The organism is Hymenobacter psychrophilus, assembly GCF_900107135.1.
GTDB classification, from domain to species: Bacteria; Bacteroidota; Bacteroidia; order Cytophagales; family Hymenobacteraceae; genus Hymenobacter; species Hymenobacter psychrophilus.
The window spans coordinates 187,230-207,894 of sequence record NZ_FNOV01000010.1 but is presented as its reverse complement, the minus strand read 5'-3'; the positions used below and the strand labels follow the sequence as shown (position 1 = coordinate 207,894).

Sequence of the window (20,665 nt, the reverse complement as noted above, 5' to 3'; positions counted from 1 at the left end):
CAAGCCGATTGCACCGTGCTACCGGAACTGCTGGCCGCCCTGCCCGAAAAGCCCGGCGCTGTGGTGGCCGATAAGGCCTACGACACGAACGCCGTGCTAGCGGCTGTGGCCGGGCAACACGCGCAAGCCGTGATTCCGCCTAAGGCCAACCGGATAGACCAGCGGGCCTATGATGAGAACCTGTATGCGGACCGCAACAAAGTCGAACGCTTCTTTGGCCGGCTTAAGGAGGCGCGGGGCTTTGCCACCCGCTACGAGAAAACCGCCACCTGCTTCTTAGCCGGCGCTCACCTGCTCGCCGCCCTCGATTGGCTCCGATGACTGTCCACACAGTCTAGGGCGTGTTCTCAGTTGATTGGTTAATTTAGGAAGATGAACGCAGACCGCACCTTACTGACCGATTCGATGTGGGCGGAGTTGTCGCCCCTACTGCCGGGCTAAGCTAATTGCCGCGGTACAACGGCGCGCGACACACGCGGCTTTGTCGAGGCCGTGCTGTGGCTGGGCCACACGGGTGTCGGCTGGCGCTACCTGCCACCCCACTTGGGCCACTGGCATCGGGTGTATGTGCGCTTCGCTCGCTGGCGTGATTCTGGGGTATGGGAACGGGTGGCCCACTGACTCATCGCTCACAACCGGCGGATTCCGCAGCTGCGTCAGGGCCAGGTGCAGCTCGATTCGACCAGCATTCGGGTGCACCAGCACGCAGCCGGAGCGGCCAAACAAAAGGCCAACAAGCCATCGGCCGCAGCCGGGGCGGGCGCACCAGTAAGCTGCACCTAGGCTGCGATGGGGCGGGCAACGTGCTCAACTGGCGGCTGACACCCGGCCAAGCGGGCTACTGTCTGCAAGCGGCCTGGGTGCTGGCCCCACACTTGGCTGCGGCCTGCGAAGTGGTAGCCGACACGGCCTACGACAGCGACGCCTTACGCGGCTTGATTGCCTGTAGCGGGGCGGTGGCCGTCATTGCACCCACGCCCCGCCGACGAAACGTGCCCCATTGCGACCCAGGCGCCTATGCCAAGCGTCACCACGTCGAGCAGACCTTTAACAAGCTCAAACAACACCGACGACTCGCCACCCGCTACGATAATCTCGACGCTTCCTTTGAAGCATTCCTGTGCGCACGAATCTTCACCCTCTATCTTAACTGAGAACACGCCCTAGGAAGTGGAGTTGTAATTCCAGATTCTGGTCGCGGGTCGAGACGCGGGCGTAGCCGATTTTCATTTAGCTAAGTTCAGCTTTCTTATCGGCAAGGCTGCCTTTGCTGAACCTTGCTGCCTGAACAGGTTTACTGAACCATTCTCTCCTTATTTAATTGGGTTTTTATTCCCCACTGCCCCTGTTTGGGCTGTACAAGTAAAGGAGGAGATGCGAAGAAATTTTGAGGCCATTAAAGCATACAGAACGACCAGTAAGTATGGAGACTTTACTGCTTGCGCGTTTATGCAGGCCGTCAAAAAGCCATGCAGAGTGAATGGGGTTGAGTTCGGAGCATTTCTCTCAATAATATTAGGCTAATCTTTGCCTAAGACTTCTTCTATGCCCGACGGAACCCTGCTCATCATTGACGACGAAGCGCCGCTGCGCCAGGCCATTGCCCGCATGCTGGAGCTGGAGGGCTACACCGTGCGGCAGGCCCCCGACGCCCGCCGGGGCCTCGAAGACCTGGCCCAGCACGCCGATGAGGTGTTGGTGGTGCTATCCGATGTGAAGCTGCCCGACGGCTACGGCCTCGACCTGCTGCCCCGCTACCGGGCCAAGGCTCCGTTGGCTGAAATCATCCTGCTGACGGCCTACGGCACCATTCCCGACAGCGTGCGGGCCATGAAAGAGGGCGCGTTCGACTACCTGACCAAAGGCGACTCCGACGACCAGTTGGTGGTGGTCGTGGACCGCGCCGTGGAAAAGGCCCGGCTGCGGCGGCGGGTGGCCGAGCTGGAGCAGCAGGTGGGTGCCCAGTACACCTTCGAGAGCATGATTGGCTCGTCGCCGGCCTTGCTGGAGGCCCAGCGGCTGGCCCGCCGCGCCGCCCCCACGGATAGCACCGTGCTGCTGGAAGGCCCCACCGGAGCGGGCAAGGAGCTGTTTGCCCAGGCCATCCACCAGGCCAGCGCCCGGCGGGGCAAGCCCTTTGTGGCCGTCAACTGCTCGGCCTTCCCCCGGGATTTGCTCGAATCGGAACTGTTTGGCTATAAAAAGGGAGCGTTTACGGGCGCGCTGGCCGATAAGAAGGGCCTACTGGAAGCGGCCCACGGCGGCACGCTGTTTCTGGACGAAATCGGGGAGCTGGAGTTGAGCGTGCAGGCCAAGTTTCTGCGGGTGCTCGAAACCCGGCAGTTCACCAAGCTCGGCGACACCCGGCCTACCACCGTGGACGTGCGGCTGGTGGCGGCCACCAACCGCAACCTGCAACAGGAAGCCGCCGTCGGCCAGTTCCGGCCCGATTTGTACTACCGACTAGCCGTGTTCACGGTGCCGGTGCCAGGCCTCAACGAGCGCCGCGCCGACGTGCCAGTGCTGGCCGAATACTTCCTGCGCTTCTTCGCCGCGAAGCTAGGCCGCCGCCTGCGCGGACTGGAGCCCGAGGCCCTGGAGCAGCTGCGCCGCCACGACTGGCGCGGCAACGTGCGGGAGCTGAAGAACGTGCTGGAGCGGGCCGTCATCCTGGCCGACGGCGAGCAGCTGACTACCGACGATTTGCCCGCCGAGTTCCACCACTTCCAGCCCGACCCCGCCACCCCGGCCGCCGCCGCCGACCGCACCCTGCGCACTATGGAAAAGCAGCAGATTGTCCGGGTGCTACACGAAACCGGCGGCAACAAAATGGAAGCCGCCCGCCAGCTGGGCATCGGCACCAAAACGCTGTACCGGAAAATCCAGGAGTACGGGATAGGATAGACGCCCACGGCCCGGGCGCCCCAGGGTTAAAACCCTGGGCTACGGAGTCCGCACTCCACTTTGCTCTACGATTAAGCATAGCCCAGGGCTTCAGTTCTGGGACGCTCTGGGACGCTCACGCTTCACGCCACCCCCAACCGGGTTGTTCTGACCACCACACCGGGTCAGAACGACTCGGTTTTTTGCGTTCGGGCCAGCCGCGCCGGAGCGGGCAATAAAATTAGGGCCTGATAAACAGTCGAGTAGACCTCGGTAGAAGACCCGGCGCCGAAACCGGGCCGGGATTGGCAAGCGGGCTGGCACACCAACCCCAACGCTTCCCTATGTCTGCTGCCCTGCTGCTTCCGCTACTAACGGCCACCGGCCTTGCCGGCTTCTGGCTCTTCTACAAATCGGTCGGCTTTTTCGACCACATCTAACCCGCGCCCTCGCCATGATGATTGCCCTGCTGCTGCTCGGGCTGGCCACGTTCGCCTACCTCTGCTATGTGCTCCTGCGCCCGGAAAAATTTTAATGCCGCTGCCAGTTTTCAGTTGCCAGCGCGCAAACCGCATCCTACCGAAAACTGACAACTCGTACATGACAATTCATACCTACTATGTTCTCTGAACTTCTTGGCATTGCCGTCATCTTTGGCGCGACGGTGCTGCTGGCCATTCCGCTGGGCCGCTACCTAGCCACCGTGTACCGTGGCGACCAAAGCTGGTCCGATTTCCTGGCGCCGCTCGAGCGCCTGCTGTTCCGCGCCGGCGGCATTGATGCCAGCCGGGGCATGCGCTGGCAGCAGCACCTGGTGGCTTTGCTCACCATCAATCTGGTGTGGTTTCTCTTCGCCATACTCGTGCTCTGCACCCAGGGCAGCCTGCCGCTCAACCCCGACGCCAACCCCTCCATGGCGCCCGATTTAGCGTTCAACACCGCCATTTCATTTCTGGTGAACTGCAATTTGCAGCACTACTCGGGCGAGTCGGGCCTGTCGTACCTCTCGCAGGTGGTGGTCATTATGTTCCTGCAGTTCGTGTCGGCCGCTACCGGCATGGCCGCCTGCGTGGTTGTGTTCAACGCCCTCAAAGAAGGCAGCGCCGAAAAGCTGGGCAACTTCTACGACTACTTCGTCAAGAGCCTGACGCGGGTACTGCTGCCCATTTCGCTGCTCGTGGCGCTGGTGCTGGTGTCTCAGGGCACGCCCATGACGTTTGCCGGCAAGCAGCCCCTCATCACGCTGCAGGGCGACACCACGGCCGTGAGCCGCGGCCCGGTCGCCGCCATGGTTGCCATCAAGGAGCTGGGCACCAACGGCGGCGGCTTCTTCGGGGCCAACTCGGCCCACCCCCTCGAAAACCCGACCTACCTCACCAACATGGTCGAGAACTTCGCGCTGGTCCTGATTCCGATTGCGATGGTGTTTGCCCTGGGCTTCTACCTGCGCCGGCGCAAGCTTTCCTACATGGTATTCGGCGTGATGACGGCCGGCTTTTTTCTGCTGCTGGTCCCCACCGTCTACTATGAGATGCAGGGCAACCCCGCCATCGCCCGGATGGGCGCCGATATGAGTCTGGGCGCCATGGAAGGCAAGGAAATCCGGCTGGGTGCGGCCGCCTCGGCCTACTGGGGCATCACCAATACCATCATCTCGTGCGGCTCGGTCAACTCCATGCACGATTCGCACATGCCAATTTCGGGCATGAGTGAGATGCTGGGCATGATGACCAATGCCTTCTACGGCGGCGTGGGCGTGGGCCTGCTCAACTTCTTCGTGTTCGTCATTATTGCCGTGTTCATCTCGGGGCTGATGGTGGGGCGCACGCCCGAGCTGCTGGGTAAGAAAATCGAGGCCCGGGAAATGAAAATCGCCCTCCTCGTGGCCCTGCTGCACCCGCTGCTGATTCTGGCTGGCACGGCCCTGGCCGCCCACCTCTACGTGAGCAACCCCACCGAGTACGCCGGCTGGCTGGCCAACCCCGGCTACCACGGCTTTTCGGAAATGCTCTACGAGTTCACGTCCTCGGCCGCCAACAACGGCTCGGGCTTCGAGGGCCTCGGCGACAACACGCCCTTCTGGAACATCAGTACCGGCGTGGTGCTGCTGCTGAGCCGCTACCTGCCCATCATCGGGCCGGTGGCCATTGCCGGCCTGCTGGCCCGCAAAAAGTACACTCCCGAAAGCGCCGGCACCCTGCGCGTCGACACGGCCACCTTCGGCCTCATGGTCTTCTTCGTCATCTGGATTATCGCCGCCCTGGCCTTCTTCCCGGCCCTCGCCCTGGGCCCGCTGGCCGAGCATTTCAGTCTGTATTAGTGCCTGGTGCTTAGGTGTTAGTGCTTAGGCCGTGCCTTGAAAAAACGCGAACAATGCGCAATACCAAGGCCGCAACCTACAGCCTACGCCTAACCGCTAAGCAATTCCAGACCCCAGATTCTAAGCACTAAGCACCAACAACTAAGCACTAATGAAAAATCAATCCCTATTCCAGCCCGCGCTGGTGGCGGAGGCCGTGAAGCAGGCCTTCGTGAAGCTCGACCCGCGGGTGATGGTGCGCAACCCGGTGATGTTCACCGTGGAGCTGGGCACCGCCGTGATGCTGCTCGTGACGCTGGGGCTGCTCGTGCGGCCCGATGCCGCCCAGGGCAGCTTCGGCTACAACCTCACCGTGTTCGTGGTGCTACTGCTCACGCTGCTGTTCGCCAATTTCGCCGAGGCCATTGCCGAGGCCCGGGGCAAGGCCCAGGCTGAAAGCCTGCGCAAAACCCGCGAAGAAACCCCCGCCCGCCTCGTGGCCGACGACGGCACTGAGCGCCCGGTTTCGTCAGCGCAGCTCCGCAAGGGCCAGTTTTTTCTGGTGGAAGCCGGGGAAATCATTCCCACCGACGGCGAAATCGTGGAGGGGCTGGCCACCATCGACGAGTCGGCCATTACCGGCGAGTCGGCCCCCGTAATTCGGGAGGCCGGCGGCGACAAGTCGAGCGTGACGGGCGGCACCCGGGTACTCTCGGACCGCATTAAAGTAGTGGTGACCACCGAGCCGGGCGAGTCGTTTCTCGACAAGATGATTGCCCTGGTGGAAGGCGCTTCGCGGCAGAAAACGCCCAACGAAATTGCCCTCACCATTCTGCTGGCCGGCTTTACGCTGGTGTTCATCATCGTCTGCCTCACGCTCCAGCCCTTCGCCGCCTACGCCCACACGCCCATTACGGTGGCCTCGTTCATTGCCCTGTTCGTGTGCCTGATTCCGACCACGATTGGCGGGCTGCTCTCGGCCATCGGCATTGCCGGCATGGACCGCGCGCTGCGGGCCAACGTCATCACCAAGAGTGGCAAAGCCGTGGAAACGGCCGGCGACATCGACGTGCTGCTGCTCGACAAAACCGGCACCATCACCATCGGCAACCGCAAAGCCACCCACTTCTGGCCCGCCCCCGGCGTGGCCATGACGCAATTCGTGGAATCGGTTACCCTCAGCTCGCTGACGGATGAAACGCCCGAGGGCAAGAGCATTGTAGAACTAGCCCGCGACAATAAGGTGGACCCTGCCCAGTTGAAAAGCCGTTTGGATGGCGCCGAGCTGATAAAGTTCACAGCCGAAACCCGCAGCAGCGGCGTAACGCTGGCCGACGGCACCAGCCTACGCAAGGGTGCCGCCGACGCCATCCGCCGCCTCAGCGAAGCCGCCGGCCGCGCTTACCCGGCCGAGGTGGCCGAGCGCGTTTCCACGGTGGCCAACAACGGCGGTACCCCGCTGGTGCTTAGCCAGAACGACGAGGTGCTGGGCGTGGTGGAATTGCAGGATATCATCAAGCCCGGCATTCAGGAGCGGTTCGAGCGCCTGCGCCGCATGGGCATCAAAACGGTGATGGTGACCGGCGACAACCCGCTCACGGCCAAGTTCATTGCCGAAAAAGCGGGTGTGGATGACTTCATTGCTGAGGCCAAGCCCGAGGACAAGATGCATTACATTCGGGCCGAGCAGCAGCTGGGCAAACTGGTGGCCATGATGGGCGACGGCACCAACGACGCGCCCGCCCTGGCCCAGGCCGACGTGGGCGTGGCCATGAACTCGGGCACCCAGGCCGCCAAGGAAGCCGGCAACATGGTCGACCTCGACAACGACCCCACCAAGCTCATCGAGGTGGTCGAAATCGGCAAGCAGCTGCTCATGACCCGGGGCACGCTCACCACCTTCAGCATCGCCAACGACGTGGCCAAGTACTTCGCCATTGTGCCAGCGCTGTTCATGGTGGCCATTCCGGCCCTGGGCGCGCTCAACATCATGGGCCTGCACTCGCCACAGTCGGCCATCCTAAGCGCCGTTATTTTCAACGCCCTGCTGATTCCGGCGCTGGTGCCGCTGGCCCTGCGCGGGGTGGCCTACCAGCCGGTGGGCGCCTCGGCCCTGCTGCGCCGCAACCTGCTCATCTACGGCCTCGGCGGCGTCGCCGCGCCCTTCGTCGGCATCAACCTGATTGACTTGGTGGTGGGGCTGTTCGTGTAAATCAACCAAGCCGTTCTGACTACCCCACCGGGTTATTCTGACCTGGTTTCGGCCGCCCTTGCCAACTACCTGGGGCCGACTGATAATCCTTTCGGCCTGATAATCAACCCAGAAGCTACCCTGCTGCTGCGCCGGCGGTAAACCGGGCCGGGATTGGCAATAGAAATCGCAGCCGGCCAGTAGCCGCCGGCCCGTCATTTATTCCGGCCTTGGGCCGCTCAAATTCAGAAACCATGAAAAACAATCTTGCTTCCGCTTTCCGTTTGACGTTGGCCCTACTGGTACTGTGCTGCGGCGTGTACCCGGCCCTCGTGTGGGGTGCGGCCCAGCTGGCTCCCGGCCAGGGCCAGGGGGTGCAGGTGTCGCACAAGGGCCGCGTGGTGGGCTTCGACAACGTGGGCCAGAAATTCGACCGGCCCGAGTACTTCAACTCCCGTCCCTCAGCCGTCGATTACCGCGCCGACGGCTCGGGTGGCTCGAACAAAGGCCCCAGCAACCCCGCCTACCTGGCCGAAGTGCACACCCGTGTAGGAGCCTTCCTGCAGCAAAACCCCACTCTCAATCCCGGCCAGGTGCCGGTGGAAATGGTCACGGCCAGCGGCTCGGGCCTCGACCCGCACCTCTCGCCGGCTGGGGCGTATGCCCAGGTGGAGCGCATCGCGCGGCTGCGCGGCCTGCCTGCGGCCCGGGTGAAAGCCGTGGTAGATGCCCACGTGCAGGAACCCATCTTCGTAATGCTCGGCCCTTCAAAGGTAAACGTGCTCCAGCTCAATTTGGCGCTGGATTCTCTCTCTCTCGCTGGAAAATAGGTTTTAGCTGACAGCTGGATAGCCGCCAGCTTTTCTGAACAGCCCTTTCGGGGTACGGTAAAGGCCAACCGCTGAAGGCTGTCAGCCAATAGCAAAAACACAGTGGTTCAACTTACATCGTCGATGAAAAAACTTCTTACGCTGAGCTTGGCCTTATGGGCCGCCGGCGGGGCTACGGCCCAGACTGCCGCTACTGATTCAGTAGCCACCCCCAATCCGCTGACCTTTTATGGCTTCGTGGATGGTTATTACGGGTACGATTTCAACCATAACAACACCCAAAGCCGCCCCGGCTTTCTCTACTCGCACAACCGCCAGAACGAGTTCACCATCAACCAGGGTTTGGTGGGCCTGCGCTACGACAATGGGCAAGTGCGCGGAGCCGTCGGGCTGCACGCCGGCTCCTACGTGTCGGCCAACTACGCGGCCGAAGACCAGGTATTCAAGCACATTTACGAAGGCTACGCCGGCTTCCGGCCGTTTAAAAAGGCCTGGCTCGACGTGGGTATTTTCGCCTCGCACATCGGCTTCGAGTCGGCCCTGAGCAAGGACAACTGGACGCTGACCCGCTCGCTGATGGCCGAAAACTCGCCCTACTATGAGGCCGGCGCGCGCTTCACCTACGAAGTGGCCCCCCAGCTGACGCTGACCGGACTGGTGCTCAACGGCTGGCAGAACCTCCGCGAAACCAACCAGGGCAAGGCCCTGGGTACCCAGATTCAGTGGCGGCCCACGGCCAAACTGCTCATCAACTCCAGCACGTTTTATGGCAACGAGCAGCCCCAGGACTCGGTGCGCCGCCGCCGCTACTTCCACGATTTCTACGTGAGCTACGCCGCCACCGACCGCCTGAGCCTGGCGCTGGTGTTCGACGTGGGCAAGCAGGAAAGCGAGCGGCGCGGCGACAAGGCCGACACCTGGCACACGGGTGCCGCTTTCGTGCGCTACCAGCTGGCTCCCAAGTGGTCGGCTACGGCCCGCGCCGAGTACTACAACGCCGACCGCGGCGTCATTATCCGCACCTTTTCCCCGCTGCCCGCCGACGCCGACTTCAAAGTGCAAGCCGCCTCGCTCAACCTCGATTACGCGCCCGCCGCCAACGTGGTATTTCGGGTTGAAGGCCGCGTGATGGATGCCAAACGGCCCATTTTCGAGCAGCGCGACAACCGCACCGCCGACAGCTACGGCAACATCACCAGCAGCATCGCGCTGGCGTTTTGAGCTGATGGCTGATGACTGTTAGAACAGGAGAAAAAGCCGTGTCATGCTGAGCGAAGGCGGAGCCGCAGTCGAAGCATCTCTACTGCAATGGTAATTCCTGCCACCAGCGTTACCAGCACAACGAAGCGGTAGAGATGCTTCGACTTCGCCTCCGGCTTCGCTCAGCATGACACGGCCTTTTCATCAGCCCAAAACCCAACCACTAAAACCAAATGGATGAGCGCGACGAGTCGGCGGAGCGGTTTCTGCGCCTGGTGCAGCAGCGGCGGCGGGGGCGGCTGAAGGTGTATTTGGGGCTGGCCGCCGGGGTTGGCAAAACCTACCGCCTGCTCCAGGAGGCCCACGAGCTGCGCCAGCACGGTGTGGACGTGGTGCTGGGCTACGTGGAAACCCACGGCCGCCCCGACACCGTGACCCAGCTCCGCGACCTGCCCACCGTGGCCCGCAAAACGCTGTTCTACAAGGGCCGGGCGCTGGAAGAAATGGACCTCGGTGCCATCATCCAGCGCCGGCCGGCCGTGGTGGTGGTCGATGAGCTGGCCCACTCCAACGTGCCCGGCTCGAAAAACGAGAAGCGCTGGCAGGACGTGGAGGACCTGCTGAAAGCCGGCATTTCGGTGCTCACGGCCCTCAATGTGCAGCACCTGGAAAGCCTGCACGACCAGGTGCTCAAAATAACAGGCACCGACGTCACCGAGCGGGTACCCGACCAAGTGCTACGCCAGGCCGACGAGGTGGTAAATGTGGACCTGACCGTGGGCGAGCTGCGCGCCCGGCTCGAAGAAGGCAAAATCTATGACCCGGCCAAGGTGCCGGTGGCGCTCAACAACTTCTTCCGGGCCGATAACCTCTTGCAGCTGCGGCGGCTGGCGGTGCGCGAAGTGGCTCAGCTATTAGGCCAGCAGGTGGAAACCGAGGCCGGCGGGGCCGACCCCGTGCCGGCGGCGCGCCGCAACGCCGACCGCCTGCTGGCCTGCATCAACACCAACGAGCCGGCCGCCCGCGAAATCATCCGCAAAGCCTCGCGCCTGGCCCAGCAGCTGGGTATGGCCACCTGGTACGTGCTGTATGTGCAAACCAGCCGCGAAACCGCCGACCGCATCAACCTGGCCACCCAGCGCCACCTGCTGCGCAACCTACAGCTGGCCACCGAGCTGGGCGGCCAGATTCTGCGCGTCAAGAGCGACGATGTGGTAGCGTCGGTCCTCATTGTGGCCCGCGAAAAGGAAGCCACCCTGCTCATGTGCGGCATCACCGGCGACAAAACCGTCTGGCAGCGCCTGAGCCGCCGCGGCATCACCCAGGACCTCATCCGCGCCGTAGCGAAGCTGGAGCAGGATATGGACATTTTTCTGGTGACTTATTGAGGTTTTAGTATTGAGAAAGAACGTGTCATGCTAAGCGTAACGGAGCAAAGTCGAAGCATCTCTACCGCTTCGTTGCTACACCAACTAAACGCCGGGATTACCATTGCAGTAGAGATGCTTCCTTTGTCAGCATGACGGTCTACTTCATCATCCAGGCTCCCAAGCTCCCCAAACCATGACCTTCAAAACTAAAATCACCCTAGGGTTCCTGGCGCTGCTAACGCTGCTGCTGGCCTTGGGCGGCTACGCGTTCTACACCGTGCGCCAGCTCGACCAGAGCGCCCGGGGCATCCTGAAAGACAACTTCTACAGCGTGCAGCTGGGACAGCAGATGCTGCGCGCCCTCGACGGGCTAGACGTGCGGCCGGAGGACGCGGCGGCGCTGGCGCAATTCCGCGAGAGCTTGACCCGCGAGGCCGGCAACATCACCGAGCCCGGCGAGAAGGAAATTGTGGACAGCCTTACCGCCCACCTGGCCACTTATGAGCGGCTGACCGATGCGGCGGGCGCGGACGGGCGTGGGGCCGTGGGGCAACAACTGCGCGGCCAGACCCACCGCATGGTGCAGCTCAACATCAACACGTTAGAGGCCAACAACGACCGGGCTACGGCCACGGCCACCCGCGCCGGCTACTACCTGCTGCTGGTTATCGGGCTGAGCGTGCTCACGGCGTTGACTTTCGTGGTGAGGGTGCCGGCGGCGGCCGTGGCCCCGCTGCGGCGGCTGGCCGTCAGCATCGAGCACGCCACGAATCAGGATTTTTCGGCCACTATTCCGGTCGAGAGTACCGACGAGTTCGGGCAGGTGGCGCTGGCTTTTAACCAGTTGCTGGTACAACTCAATGAGTACCGCAACTCCACCATGGCCCAGCTGGTAACCGAGCGCAACCGCGCCGCCAGCATCGTCAACGGCCTCAATGAGGGCCTGCTGCTGCTCGACCAGCACCGTACTATTCTACTAGCCAACCCCGTGGCCTGCGAGCTGCTGGGTCTGGAAGCCAGCCAGCTGCTGGGCCGCCCCGCTGCCGAAGTCGCCCTCGAAAACGATTTGGTGCGCACCCTGCTTCAGCCCCTGGAGACAGCCGGTGGAAGTAGGAATGGTAGCGGAAGTGGGAGTGAGGTCGCCGAAGCGCCGCTGCTGCACATCACCCAACGCGGCGAGGAGGCCTACTTCCGGCTCGACGTGCAGGATTTACTCTCCTTCAACGAAGCCCTGAACCAGAAAGAATTCGCGGGCCAGATTCTGACGCTGCGCAACGTGTCGGACTTCAAACGGCTCGACCAAGTGAAGTCTAACTTCTTGGCCACTGTCTCGCATGAGCTGAAAACACCGCTTTCCAGCATGAACATCAACCTGCGCCTACTCCAAGACGAGCGCCTGCCCGCCGACGAGCGTCAGCGCGTCACGGCCAGCATCCGCCAGGAAACCCAGCGCCTGCAACGCATGGTGGGCGAGCTGCTCGATGTGTCGCGTCTCGACGCCGGCGCTGGCATCCAGCTCGATGTGAAGCCCACCAACTTGGCCGACGTGGTGCGCTACGCCACGACCACCGTGCAAGCCCAACTCACCGACAAGCAGCTGCACCTCGATCTGCAACTACCCCCCGACCTGCCCGCCGCCCGCGCCGACGTGGAGAAAACCACCTGGGTGCTCATCAACCTGCTGGCCAATGCCATCCGCTACTCGCCACCCGGCGAAACGCTGACCGTAGCCGCCGAAGCCATGGGCCAAAAGGTGCGCGTAAGTGTTCAGGACCGCGGCCCCGGTATCGCGGCCGAGCACCACGAGCGCATTTTCCAGCGCTTCGCCCAGCTGCCCGACCCCAGCGGCTACCGCGGCGGCTCGGGCCTGGGCCTAAGCATCGCCCGCGAATTCATCGCCACCCAAGGTGGCCGGCTGTGGGTGGAAAGCGAGCTGGGCGCGGGCAGTATGTTCTGCTTCACGCTGCCAGTGATATAAATACCATTCCGCTGGTAAGAGGACCTCTTTTTCGAGCATTTTTTTAAATTTAAAATTAAGCTAAAGCAACAAGGTTTAGGGTGCTGTTCATGACCAACTGTAAGCAGAAGACGAAGTCTACATTGCACGATAAATGGTTGAGCTTTGTGAAAAGCTGTACAGCTTTATCCCGGCCTGCTTTAACCAAGCCGCAACGGGTTGAGGTTGGTGGTCATGCATCTTAGAGCCTGTTATGCACTTGCGGCGTGTCGGGCGAGCATAATACAAGCGAAGAGCACCAAGTGTAGTTGTTGCAAGGTGCTGCTCAGGCGCTCATAGTCGCGGCCCAAACGCCGGAAGCGGCTGAGCCAGGCAAAACTGCGCTCGACGACCCAGCGGCGCGGCAGGAAAACGAAGCCGGTCTGGCCTTCTGGCTTCTTAATGACTTGCACGTCAATGTCGTGAACTGCCGTTGCGTATTCGGCCTCCTCGCCCGTATAGCCTTGGTCGCCGAAGCTGACCTGCACCGTTTGGCCGGTCACTTCCGGCACTTGGCGGCAAAGTTCGTCCACCTGCGCGCGCTCCTGTTCGTTGGCCGGCGTGATGACGACGCTCAACAAGTGGCCCAGCGTGTCGACGGCGATGTGGGCCTTGCTGCCTTTGCGCTTCTTGGCCCTGTCGTAGCCGGCCCGGTGCTCGCTCTCGGGTGTGCTCTGTAGCGTGCGCCCGTCCAGCACGACGGCCGTGGGCGTGGCCAGCCATCCCAGCAGCACGCGCTGTAATTCGTTCAAATCGTGTACGATGGACTCAAACACCCGGGCATCCCGCCAGCGCGTCCACTGCTGGTAGACGGCCGACCAAGGCGGCAGGTCGTGCGGCAAGTAACGCCAGGCAGGCTTTAGAGAGAGTTTTAAGTAATATCCTTCTCAATCTTTTTCCCCTACCGCCCTTATCATGGGTTGTACAGCAAAACGAGGGGTTTCGCTTTAGGCACGACAGATGGGCCATATAGGGTACCCCTGCTCCTACTTCGGGGCTTCTGTACGATTCTAGATAGCCAGTCTTTATACATTAGCAAACGCCTTGTTCGCGTTTAGCAAGGCTTTTTGTCTGCCATCCCGGTACCGGAGCGGTAAAAAATATTTCTCCAGCCGCGCAGGGTTCCCCGCAGTTCAGCATCCAACGGGTTAACTTACCTTATGCCCGTCTCTCCCCCACTTTCCGACGAGGACTTGCTGGCCGCTTTGCGCGCCGGCAGCGCCGGCGCGTTCGAGCAGGTGGTGCAACGGTACGGGGCGCGGGTGCTCAATACCTGCCTGGGCCTGGTGCCCCACCGCCCCGATGCCGAAGACCTCACCCAGGAGGTGTTCGTGGAGGTGTACACCCAGCTGGCCGGGTTCCGGGGCGAAGCCAAGTTGAGCACCTGGGTCTACCGCATTGCCGTGAACAAGTGCCTGGAGTGGCAGCGCTACCGCAAGCGCCAGAAGCGGTTCGCCTTCCTCACCAGCCTGTTTGGGACTGATGACGGTGAGCTGCTCCACGACCCGCCCGACTACGAGCACCCCGGCGTGCTGGCCGAGCGCCAGGAGCAGGCCACCATTCTGCGCCAGGCCGTGGCCCGCCTGCCCGAGCGCCAGCAGGTGGCCTTCACGCTCTTTCACCTCGAAGGCCTGCCCCACCAGGAAATTGCCGACGCCCTGGGCCTGGGCTCGGTGGGGGCCGTAGAATCGTTGCTGCACCGGGCCCGGGCCACCCTGCGCCAACGGCTGGGGGCCTACTACCGCGAATTTCTGGCCGACTAGCGCAGGGTTTGCCAGCCAATGACATCTACTTATAGGATTGAGTACCAAGTAGTGAGATGCAGCTTTCTTTCGCCTTGCTGCCACTTGTTTCACCAAACACAGCAACCATGAAAAATGACTTCAATGACCAGCAGCAGCAGTGGGTGGAGCAGACGCTCCACAGCCTCGACGGGGCCACCCGCCCCACGCCGTCGCCGTGGCTTTACCAGCAAGTGCGCCACCGCCTGGAGGCCCGGCAGGCCGCCCGGGCCGACGTGCCCGACTGGGGCTGGACGCTGAAACGGCTGGCCGTCGCCTCGGCCCTGGTGGCCGCCAACCTGGCCACCTTCGCCTACCGCGCTGACTTGCCCACCGCCCAAACCGCCACGCCCACCGCTACCGAATACAGCTACCCTACGCTTGGCGGCTACTAAACCGCTGATTTCAATGGGTTCGTTACTTCCCCACAAGGGGCCGTAGCCAGTAGCCTGACCCCTTGCCGGGGCGGCGGGGCTAACGGCCCCTTGTGCGTGAGTGCCGGCAACGGCGGGCGGTGGCTGGGCGAAGAAAAGTTGAAGATAAGCGCAGGGTTTGGGCGGCAAAGAGCATCTATCCCAGTGCCCGTCACTTGCAGACGCGCACTGCCCCGTTTGGTCCTATTGTTCAACTCTTTGGTCTGCTGCCCATGAACACCATCCACACGTCCGATTGCCTGGCCATTCACCTGCACCCGCTGTTGCGGGTAGTGGAAGTGGAGTGGCTGGATTTTGCCAGCGGCGAGAATTTCCGTAGCGGGGTGCGCGAGGTGTTGCGCCAGTGCCAGGAGCATGCCGTGCTAGGCTGGATTTGCAACAACCTGCACATGCGGGCCATCCGGGCTGCCGATTTGGCGTGGTACGAAACTGAGCTAGCTCCCCAATTCCGTACGCTGCCCACGCTCTGCTGCGTGGTTTTGGTGGAGTCGGACGACGCGATGAACCGCATGGCCCTGGCTGACCTGGCCCGTCGCCGGCCCGCCAATCTGCCTTTCAGCCAGGCCACCTGCGCTACGGTGGTTGCGGCCCGCACTTGGGTGCGCACCGCGCTAGCCGCCGCTTAACCCGGCCGCCCGTCGGCCTCCTGCGCGATGCGCAGCAATCAACCGAAAAAAAGATTTGCCCGGTGCGCAGGGTCCGGCCGAAAAGGGCATCTATTCTACTACCCATCACTTTCACCACGTCTTCACCACTTACTGCCCCCATTATGATCAAGCTGAAATTACCGGCCCTGGCCCTCGGCCTCTCGTGCCTCGCCGCCACCGCCTGCGACAAGTCAGAGGCTGATTCGGTCACGCCCGACACGACGACCAGCACCGGCACCACTTCGGTTACCAGCGTCGTGCAGGCTAAGTACACGTCGGCCGTTACCATTTCGACCAGTGGCAGCAGCATCACGCTGAAATCGAACGGCACGCCCGACCACCCGACGCCGTACTACGCCACCACCAACCCCCTGTGGGAAGCCCAGAGAACCGGGTACACCCTGAACCCCGGCACCGTGGGAGTTCAGAACTACTCGATGACTATCCCCACCGAACCGGCCGCCGCCGCCACCAAGGAGGCCACGGCGCTCGGTCCCATCGGCATGGCCCTCAACGGGGTAGCCATCTATAACGACCAGGAAGGCGGCAACAAGGCCCTCGATACCGGCGTGATAGGGTCTTTTGACCGGGCCGGGGCCCACCCCGGGCCGGGCAACACTTACCACTACCACGTCGCCGGCGACTTCACCACCAAGGACGACGCCAACCTCGTGGGCTTCCTGCGCGACGGATTCCCGATTTACGGCCGCAAGGATAAGGATGGCACCTACCCGGCCAACCTCGACGCCTACGGCGGCCACACGGGCAGCACCACCGAGTTTGCCAGCGGCATCTACCACTACCATTGTTCCAACGTGAACTACCTGAGCACGGGCGTTTACGTGTTGAAATCCGGCAGCTACTATGGCACCAAAGGCACGTTCACTTTTTAGCATCGGCGCGTTGGTCTGCGGCCTGGCCCTGGCCGGCTGCAGTCAGCCAGCCGAGCTAGTCGGGCAGGAAGCCCCGGCCAAAACTGTCGGGCCGGTGGACGTTTCGCAGGTGCCCGACACTACGGTTGCCCGCACCGATGCCGCGCTCAACCTGCACAACGGAGTTTACTACCTCGGCAGCAAACCCTACTCGGGCTTCGTGCAGGAGCTTTACCCGACCGGAGCAGTCAAGAGCAACGCCTCGTATTACGCGGGTCGGCAGCACGGCCTCACGCGCACGTTTTGGGCAGACGGCCGGCCGCATGAGGTCCGCAGCTACCGGGCCGGCCTGGCCTATGGCCGGCATACCGGCTTCTGGCCCAACGGCCACCGCAAGTTCGATTTCGTGTACGCCGACGACAAGCGCGAGGGCTCGCACAAGCAGTGGTACGAGAGCGGCAACATCTACTGCGACCTGAACTTTGCCGACGACCAGGAAGTGGGCAGGCAGCAGGCCTGGCGCGAAAACGGCAAAGTGTACATCAACTACGCCGTGCGCGACGGCGTGCGGTACGGACTGCAAAAATCAGCCTTATGCTATACCCTCCGGGATGGCCAACTGAAATGAAAAAATACCTGCAAGTATTCACGTTGTTTTTTGCCGTATCGTGCAGCCCGGAAAAAACCGTGACGCTGCCGTATTACGACACGGCTGATTTCACGCCGAAGTGGGAAATGCCGGCGGGAAAACCGTTTCACCAGATTCGACCGTTCAGCCTGGTAAATCAGAAAAATGAGGCCTTCACCGAGCAAGACCTGGACGGTAAAATCAGCGTCGTGGATTTCTTCTTTACGACCTGCCCCGGTATCTGCCCGCGCATGACGAGCAGCATGGGCGACATTCAGAAAGAATTCAGCAACGACGATAATGTGCAGCTCTTATCCCACTCCGTTACGCCTGAGGCCGATAGCGCGGGCGTGCTGCAACGCTACGCCGACGACCACAACGTGAATTTCAAGCGGTGGAAACTACTAACCGGGAACAAAGAAGAGATATACGAGCTGGGACGGAAGTACTATTTCGTGGAAGAAGACGAGGGTTTTAAAAAAGACAACAACGTTTTTCTGCACACCGAGAATTTCGTCCTGGTTGATCCACAGCGCCATCTGCGCGGGATCTACAATGGCCTCGACCCAAACAGCATGCAGGACCTGATTCGGGATATAAAAATTTTGGAGAAAGAGTAGCGTCCTTTCGCTGGTGAATCAACCAGCCATCTCGCGTTGCTGTAGTCCCCTCTCCTGCCTGTTCCCCTGGCCTTTCCGCCCCTTCTCATGACTCTCACCAAAACCCGGATGCTTTCATGGCTGGCCGTAGCGCTCGGCCTGCTCAACGTGGGTCTGCTGGCGCTGCTGTGGCTGGGCCGCCCCGGCAACCAGCCACAGCAGCGCCCCGAAGGCAGCTCCCTGGCCACTTACCTGGTACGCGAACTGCAGCTCACGCCCACCCAGCAGCAGCAATTCGACCGCCTGCGCCAGGACCATCACGCCCACATGGAGCGGCTGGTGCGGGAACTGACGGCCGAGCGCGAGCAACTGTTCGCCAGCCTGACCGGGCCCAACGCGGTGGCCGCTTCGCCGGCGCTGCTCGACCACATCGGCCGCCTCCAGCGCCAGACCGATTCCATCACTTACGACCACTTTGCGGCCGTGGAAAAGATGCTCACGCCGGACCAGCGCAAGCGCTGGCAGCAGCTAGCCCCCACCCTGCCCCGCCGGTTGCAGTCGCCCGGCCCCGGTGGCCCGCCGCCCAGACGGGGGCCGGCGGATGGCCCGCCCCCGCCGCGTCCGTAGCGTTTTTACCAAAAAATGAGTGGCGCATTAAACCGGCCCTGCTTTCAGCCCTCTACCTTTCAGCTCGGCGGTAGTTGCTGCTGGCGGGGCCCGCTCATTTTCTTCTCTTTTGCTGTTGTATGCGTCCCTTCTCCCTGTTGCTGATTCCGGCATTGCCGCTGCTGAGTTTGCTGGCCTGCTCTAAAGCCGACGACACTACCCCGGCCACGACGCCGACCACCGTGGAGGCCGCCGTGCCCGAGGTGTACCGCAAAATCTATGGGGCTTCGTCGATTACGCTCGATGGAGACTACGTGGTCATCAAGGCCAAAAACCTGCCCGACCACAAGAGCCCCTACTACTCGGGTACCAGCTACGAGGCCTACAACGGCGCTAATGCTAAGTTCAAGCAGAACCCCAATACCATTCGGGAGCAGAATTTCACCTACCGGATTCCGCGGCACCCCCAGGAGGCTACCCGCAAGTCGGCCACGCCACTGGGCAGCATTGGGGTGTCGCTGAACGGGGTGGCGTTTTTCAACCAGTACGCCGGCCCGGCCCAGCCCCTGACCAACGAAATCGACTCCTTCGACCAATACAACGGTCACCCCCAGGGCACGGGCATCTACCACTACCACGTCGAGCCCACCTACCTGACCATCAGTAAGGGCCGCGACGTGCTGCTGGGCTTCCTGCTCGACGGCTTCCCGGTGTACGGCCCCGTGGAAAATGGCGCGGCCGTCACCAACGCTGCCCTCGACGCCTACCACGGCCACACCCACGCCACGGCCGACTATCCGGCCGGCACCTACCACTACCACATCACCAATGCCGACCCTTACCTCAACGGCGACGGCTTCTTCGGCACGCCCGGCACCATCACGCAATAGCCCCGCCCGGCCTACCCAGCTGGCAGGCTGGCTGCTGATTGCAGGCCTGCTGGCAGGATGCGGTGGTACGCCCCAACAACTGCCCGCTGATAACCCGGCCCTGCAGTTGACGGCCGAGGTGCTCCTGTACAAAGGAGCGCCCTACACCGGAACCACGTTTGAGCTGAGTCCGGCCGGCGACACGCTGGCCCTGCGGCCCTACCAGGCGGGCCGGTTGCACGGGCTGGCCCGGCAGTGGTACGGCCCCGGCCGCCCCCAGGAGCAACGCCACTACGCGGCCGGCCGCGAAGAAGGGCTGGCCGAAGGCTGGTGGCCAGACGGTAGCCCGCGCTTCCGCCGCAACTTCCGGGCCGGGCAGTACGAGGGGCTGGTCGAGGAATGGTACGAAAACGGCCGGCCCGAGCGGCGCGGCCACTACGCCCACGGCCAGGAAGCCGGTGCCCAGCAGCTCTGGCTCCCCGACGGCACCCTGCGCGCCAACTACGACGCCCGCAACGGCCGCCAGTACGGCTTCATCGGCACCAAGCATTGCGCTTCGGATTCGCTGCCGTAATCGGCCATTAGGTGTTGTATTTCTGTTTTTGAGCATGTTCAATTTTCGGCAACCGGCACACCCCACCCCTGGCCCCTCCCCTTCGGGAGAGGGGTGTGTTCTACTAGAACTCGCGTCTGGCACCCCTCTCCCGGAGGGGAGGGGCCGGGGGTGGGGTGCGCCGTCAGCCCGAACCTGCCGCCGGCTGCTGCCCCTGGCCGCTGCGCTGCTGCTAGCCGCCTGCCGCCCCGATGCGCCGCCAACTGTCCAGACGCCCATAGCGCTGGCGGCGGCAGCCCCGGCGGCGGCCGTAACGCGGCTGCCCTTCTACCACGAGGCCACCTTCACGCCCCATTGGTACCCGACCGGGCAGGCCCCACCCGATAGCCTGCACGTGGTCGGCCCCTTCCGCTTCACCGACCAGAGCGGGCAGGCCGTGACCAACACCACGCTGGCCGGGCACGTGTACCTAGCCAATTTCTTCTTCACCGAATGCCCCGGCATCTGCCCGCGCATGAATGACAACCTGGCTCAGGTGCTGCGCCGGTTTGCCAACGAGCCCGACCTGCGGGCCGTGTCGTACTCCGTGATGCCTGAGCGCGACCAGGTACCCGTGCTGCGCGCCTACGCCGAGAGCCGCGGCATCGACGGCCGCCGCTGGCACCTGCTGACGGGCCCGAAGGCGGCCATCTACCAGCTGGCCCGCACCCAGTATTTCGCCGACCAGAGCCTCAACGCCGCCGCAGATACCAGCCGCTTCCTGCACACCGAGCACATCCTGCTCGTGGACCGCACCGGCCACCTGCGCGGCCTCTACAACGGCACCCTGGCCCTCGACGTGGACCGCATGAGCGAGGACGTGGCGCTGCTGCTGAAGGAAGAGTAATTCGTTTTCGCTTTGCCCGAC

At 62.7% G+C, this 20,665-nt stretch carries 21 protein-coding genes and 1 pseudogene; 21 read left to right on the top strand and 1 reads right to left on the bottom strand.

The window, feature by feature from the left end; translation table 11 throughout:
- The 11 genes and pseudogenes from BLW21_RS15960 to BLW21_RS15910 all read left to right on the top strand — a co-directional run.
- A partial coding sequence (locus BLW21_RS15960) for a transposase (protein WP_139255249.1) occupies nucleotides 1-321 on the top strand: 321 nt, incomplete at its 5' end.
- Nucleotides 322-465: 144 nt separating this feature from the next.
- Nucleotides 466-621, top strand: a pseudogene (locus tag BLW21_RS22145) (transposase); the annotation flags it as partial.
- Complete coding sequence (locus BLW21_RS22140) at nucleotides 600-1,154, top strand: IS5 family transposase (RefSeq protein ID WP_092741837.1); 555 nt, start codon at nucleotides 600-602, stop codon at nucleotides 1,152-1,154. The pseudogene BLW21_RS22145 and the gene BLW21_RS22140, both read left to right, overlap by 22 nt.
- Before the next feature lie 391 nt (nucleotides 1,155-1,545).
- Entirely contained in the window at nucleotides 1,546-2,904 is a 1,359-nt protein-coding gene (locus tag BLW21_RS15945) for a sigma-54-dependent transcriptional regulator (protein ID WP_092741835.1), read from the top strand.
- Between the two features lie 433 nt (nucleotides 2,905-3,337).
- Nucleotides 3,338-3,418: a K(+)-transporting ATPase subunit F gene (kdpF, locus tag BLW21_RS22135; protein WP_092741833.1), complete on the top strand. Its 81-nt coding sequence runs from the start codon at nucleotides 3,338-3,340 to the stop codon at nucleotides 3,416-3,418.
- An 84-nt stretch (nucleotides 3,419-3,502) separates the two neighbouring features.
- On the top strand, nucleotides 3,503-5,203 hold the full coding sequence (kdpA, locus tag BLW21_RS15935) for a potassium-transporting ATPase subunit KdpA (RefSeq protein ID WP_092741831.1): 1,701 nt from the start codon (nucleotides 3,503-3,505) through the stop codon (nucleotides 5,201-5,203).
- A gap of 151 nt (nucleotides 5,204-5,354) precedes the next feature.
- Entirely contained in the window at nucleotides 5,355-7,394 is a 2,040-nt protein-coding gene (gene kdpB / locus BLW21_RS15930; protein ID WP_092741829.1) for a potassium-transporting ATPase subunit KdpB, read from the top strand.
- Nucleotides 7,395-7,627: 233 nt separating this feature from the next.
- On the top strand, nucleotides 7,628-8,203 hold the full coding sequence (gene kdpC / locus BLW21_RS15925; protein ID WP_092741827.1) for a potassium-transporting ATPase subunit KdpC: 576 nt from the start codon (nucleotides 7,628-7,630) through the stop codon (nucleotides 8,201-8,203).
- A gap of 123 nt (nucleotides 8,204-8,326) precedes the next feature.
- The gene (locus tag BLW21_RS15920; RefSeq protein WP_092741825.1) at nucleotides 8,327-9,424 is read left to right on the top strand and encodes a porin; all 1,098 of its coding nucleotides are present in this window, start codon (nucleotides 8,327-8,329) and stop codon (nucleotides 9,422-9,424) included.
- Nucleotides 9,425-9,636: 212 nt separating this feature from the next.
- Nucleotides 9,637-10,791 carry a histidine kinase gene (locus BLW21_RS15915; protein WP_092741823.1) on the top strand — a complete coding sequence of 385 codons (1,155 nt, stop codon included), beginning with the start codon at nucleotides 9,637-9,639 and terminating at the stop codon, nucleotides 10,789-10,791.
- A gap of 175 nt (nucleotides 10,792-10,966) precedes the next feature.
- On the top strand, nucleotides 10,967-12,751 hold the full coding sequence (locus BLW21_RS15910) for a HAMP domain-containing sensor histidine kinase (protein ID WP_092741821.1): 1,785 nt from the start codon (nucleotides 10,967-10,969) through the stop codon (nucleotides 12,749-12,751).
- Nucleotides 12,752-12,981: 230 nt separating this feature from the next.
- On the opposite strand, the gene BLW21_RS15905 is transcribed toward BLW21_RS15910, so the two are convergent.
- Nucleotides 12,982-13,611, bottom strand: a complete 630-nt coding sequence (locus BLW21_RS15905) for an IS5 family transposase (RefSeq protein ID WP_092741819.1) — start codon at nucleotides 13,609-13,611, stop codon at nucleotides 12,982-12,984.
- A gap of 318 nt (nucleotides 13,612-13,929) precedes the next feature.
- On the opposite strand from BLW21_RS15905, the gene BLW21_RS15900 reads away from it, so the two are divergent.
- The 10 genes from BLW21_RS15900 (at nucleotide 13,930) to BLW21_RS15855 (ending at nucleotide 20,644) form a co-directional block, all read left to right on the top strand.
- Nucleotides 13,930-14,532: an RNA polymerase sigma factor gene (locus BLW21_RS15900; RefSeq protein WP_092741817.1), complete on the top strand. Its 603-nt coding sequence runs from the start codon at nucleotides 13,930-13,932 to the stop codon at nucleotides 14,530-14,532.
- Nucleotides 14,533-14,639: 107 nt separating this feature from the next.
- Nucleotides 14,640-14,945 (top strand): hypothetical protein, encoded by a 306-nt coding sequence (locus tag BLW21_RS15895; protein ID WP_092741815.1) that lies wholly within the window; start codon nucleotides 14,640-14,642, stop codon nucleotides 14,943-14,945.
- 251 nt (nucleotides 14,946-15,196) lie between these two features.
- Entirely contained in the window at nucleotides 15,197-15,610 is a 414-nt protein-coding gene (locus BLW21_RS15890) for a hypothetical protein (protein WP_092741813.1), read from the top strand.
- 143 nt (nucleotides 15,611-15,753) lie between these two features.
- Nucleotides 15,754-16,524 carry a YHYH protein gene (locus BLW21_RS15885; protein ID WP_092741811.1) on the top strand — a complete coding sequence of 257 codons (771 nt, stop codon included), beginning with the start codon at nucleotides 15,754-15,756 and terminating at the stop codon, nucleotides 16,522-16,524.
- A complete protein-coding gene (locus tag BLW21_RS15880) occupies nucleotides 16,496-17,131 on the top strand; it encodes a toxin-antitoxin system YwqK family antitoxin (protein ID WP_139255248.1) in 636 nt (211 codons plus the stop codon). The genes BLW21_RS15885 and BLW21_RS15880 overlap by 29 nt, the downstream gene beginning before the upstream one ends.
- Nucleotides 17,128-17,751, top strand: a complete 624-nt coding sequence (locus BLW21_RS15875) for an SCO family protein (RefSeq protein WP_175471007.1) — start codon at nucleotides 17,128-17,130, stop codon at nucleotides 17,749-17,751. Before BLW21_RS15880 ends, BLW21_RS15875 begins: the two co-directional genes overlap by 4 nt.
- An 87-nt stretch (nucleotides 17,752-17,838) precedes the next feature.
- Nucleotides 17,839-18,357, top strand: coding sequence for a periplasmic heavy metal sensor (locus BLW21_RS15870; protein WP_092741807.1), 519 nt, complete (start codon nucleotides 17,839-17,841; stop codon nucleotides 18,355-18,357).
- 119 nt (nucleotides 18,358-18,476) lie between these two features.
- The gene (locus BLW21_RS15865) at nucleotides 18,477-19,226 is read left to right on the top strand and encodes a YHYH protein (RefSeq protein WP_092741805.1); all 750 of its coding nucleotides are present in this window, start codon (nucleotides 18,477-18,479) and stop codon (nucleotides 19,224-19,226) included.
- A complete protein-coding gene (locus tag BLW21_RS15860; RefSeq protein ID WP_139255247.1) occupies nucleotides 19,165-19,779 on the top strand; it encodes a toxin-antitoxin system YwqK family antitoxin in 615 nt (204 codons plus the stop codon). Before BLW21_RS15865 ends, BLW21_RS15860 begins: the two co-directional genes overlap by 62 nt.
- 34 nt (nucleotides 19,780-19,813) lie before the next feature.
- Nucleotides 19,814-20,644, top strand: coding sequence for an SCO family protein (locus BLW21_RS15855; RefSeq protein ID WP_092741801.1), 831 nt, complete (start codon nucleotides 19,814-19,816; stop codon nucleotides 20,642-20,644).
- Nucleotides 20,645-20,665: the final 21 nt, after the last annotated feature.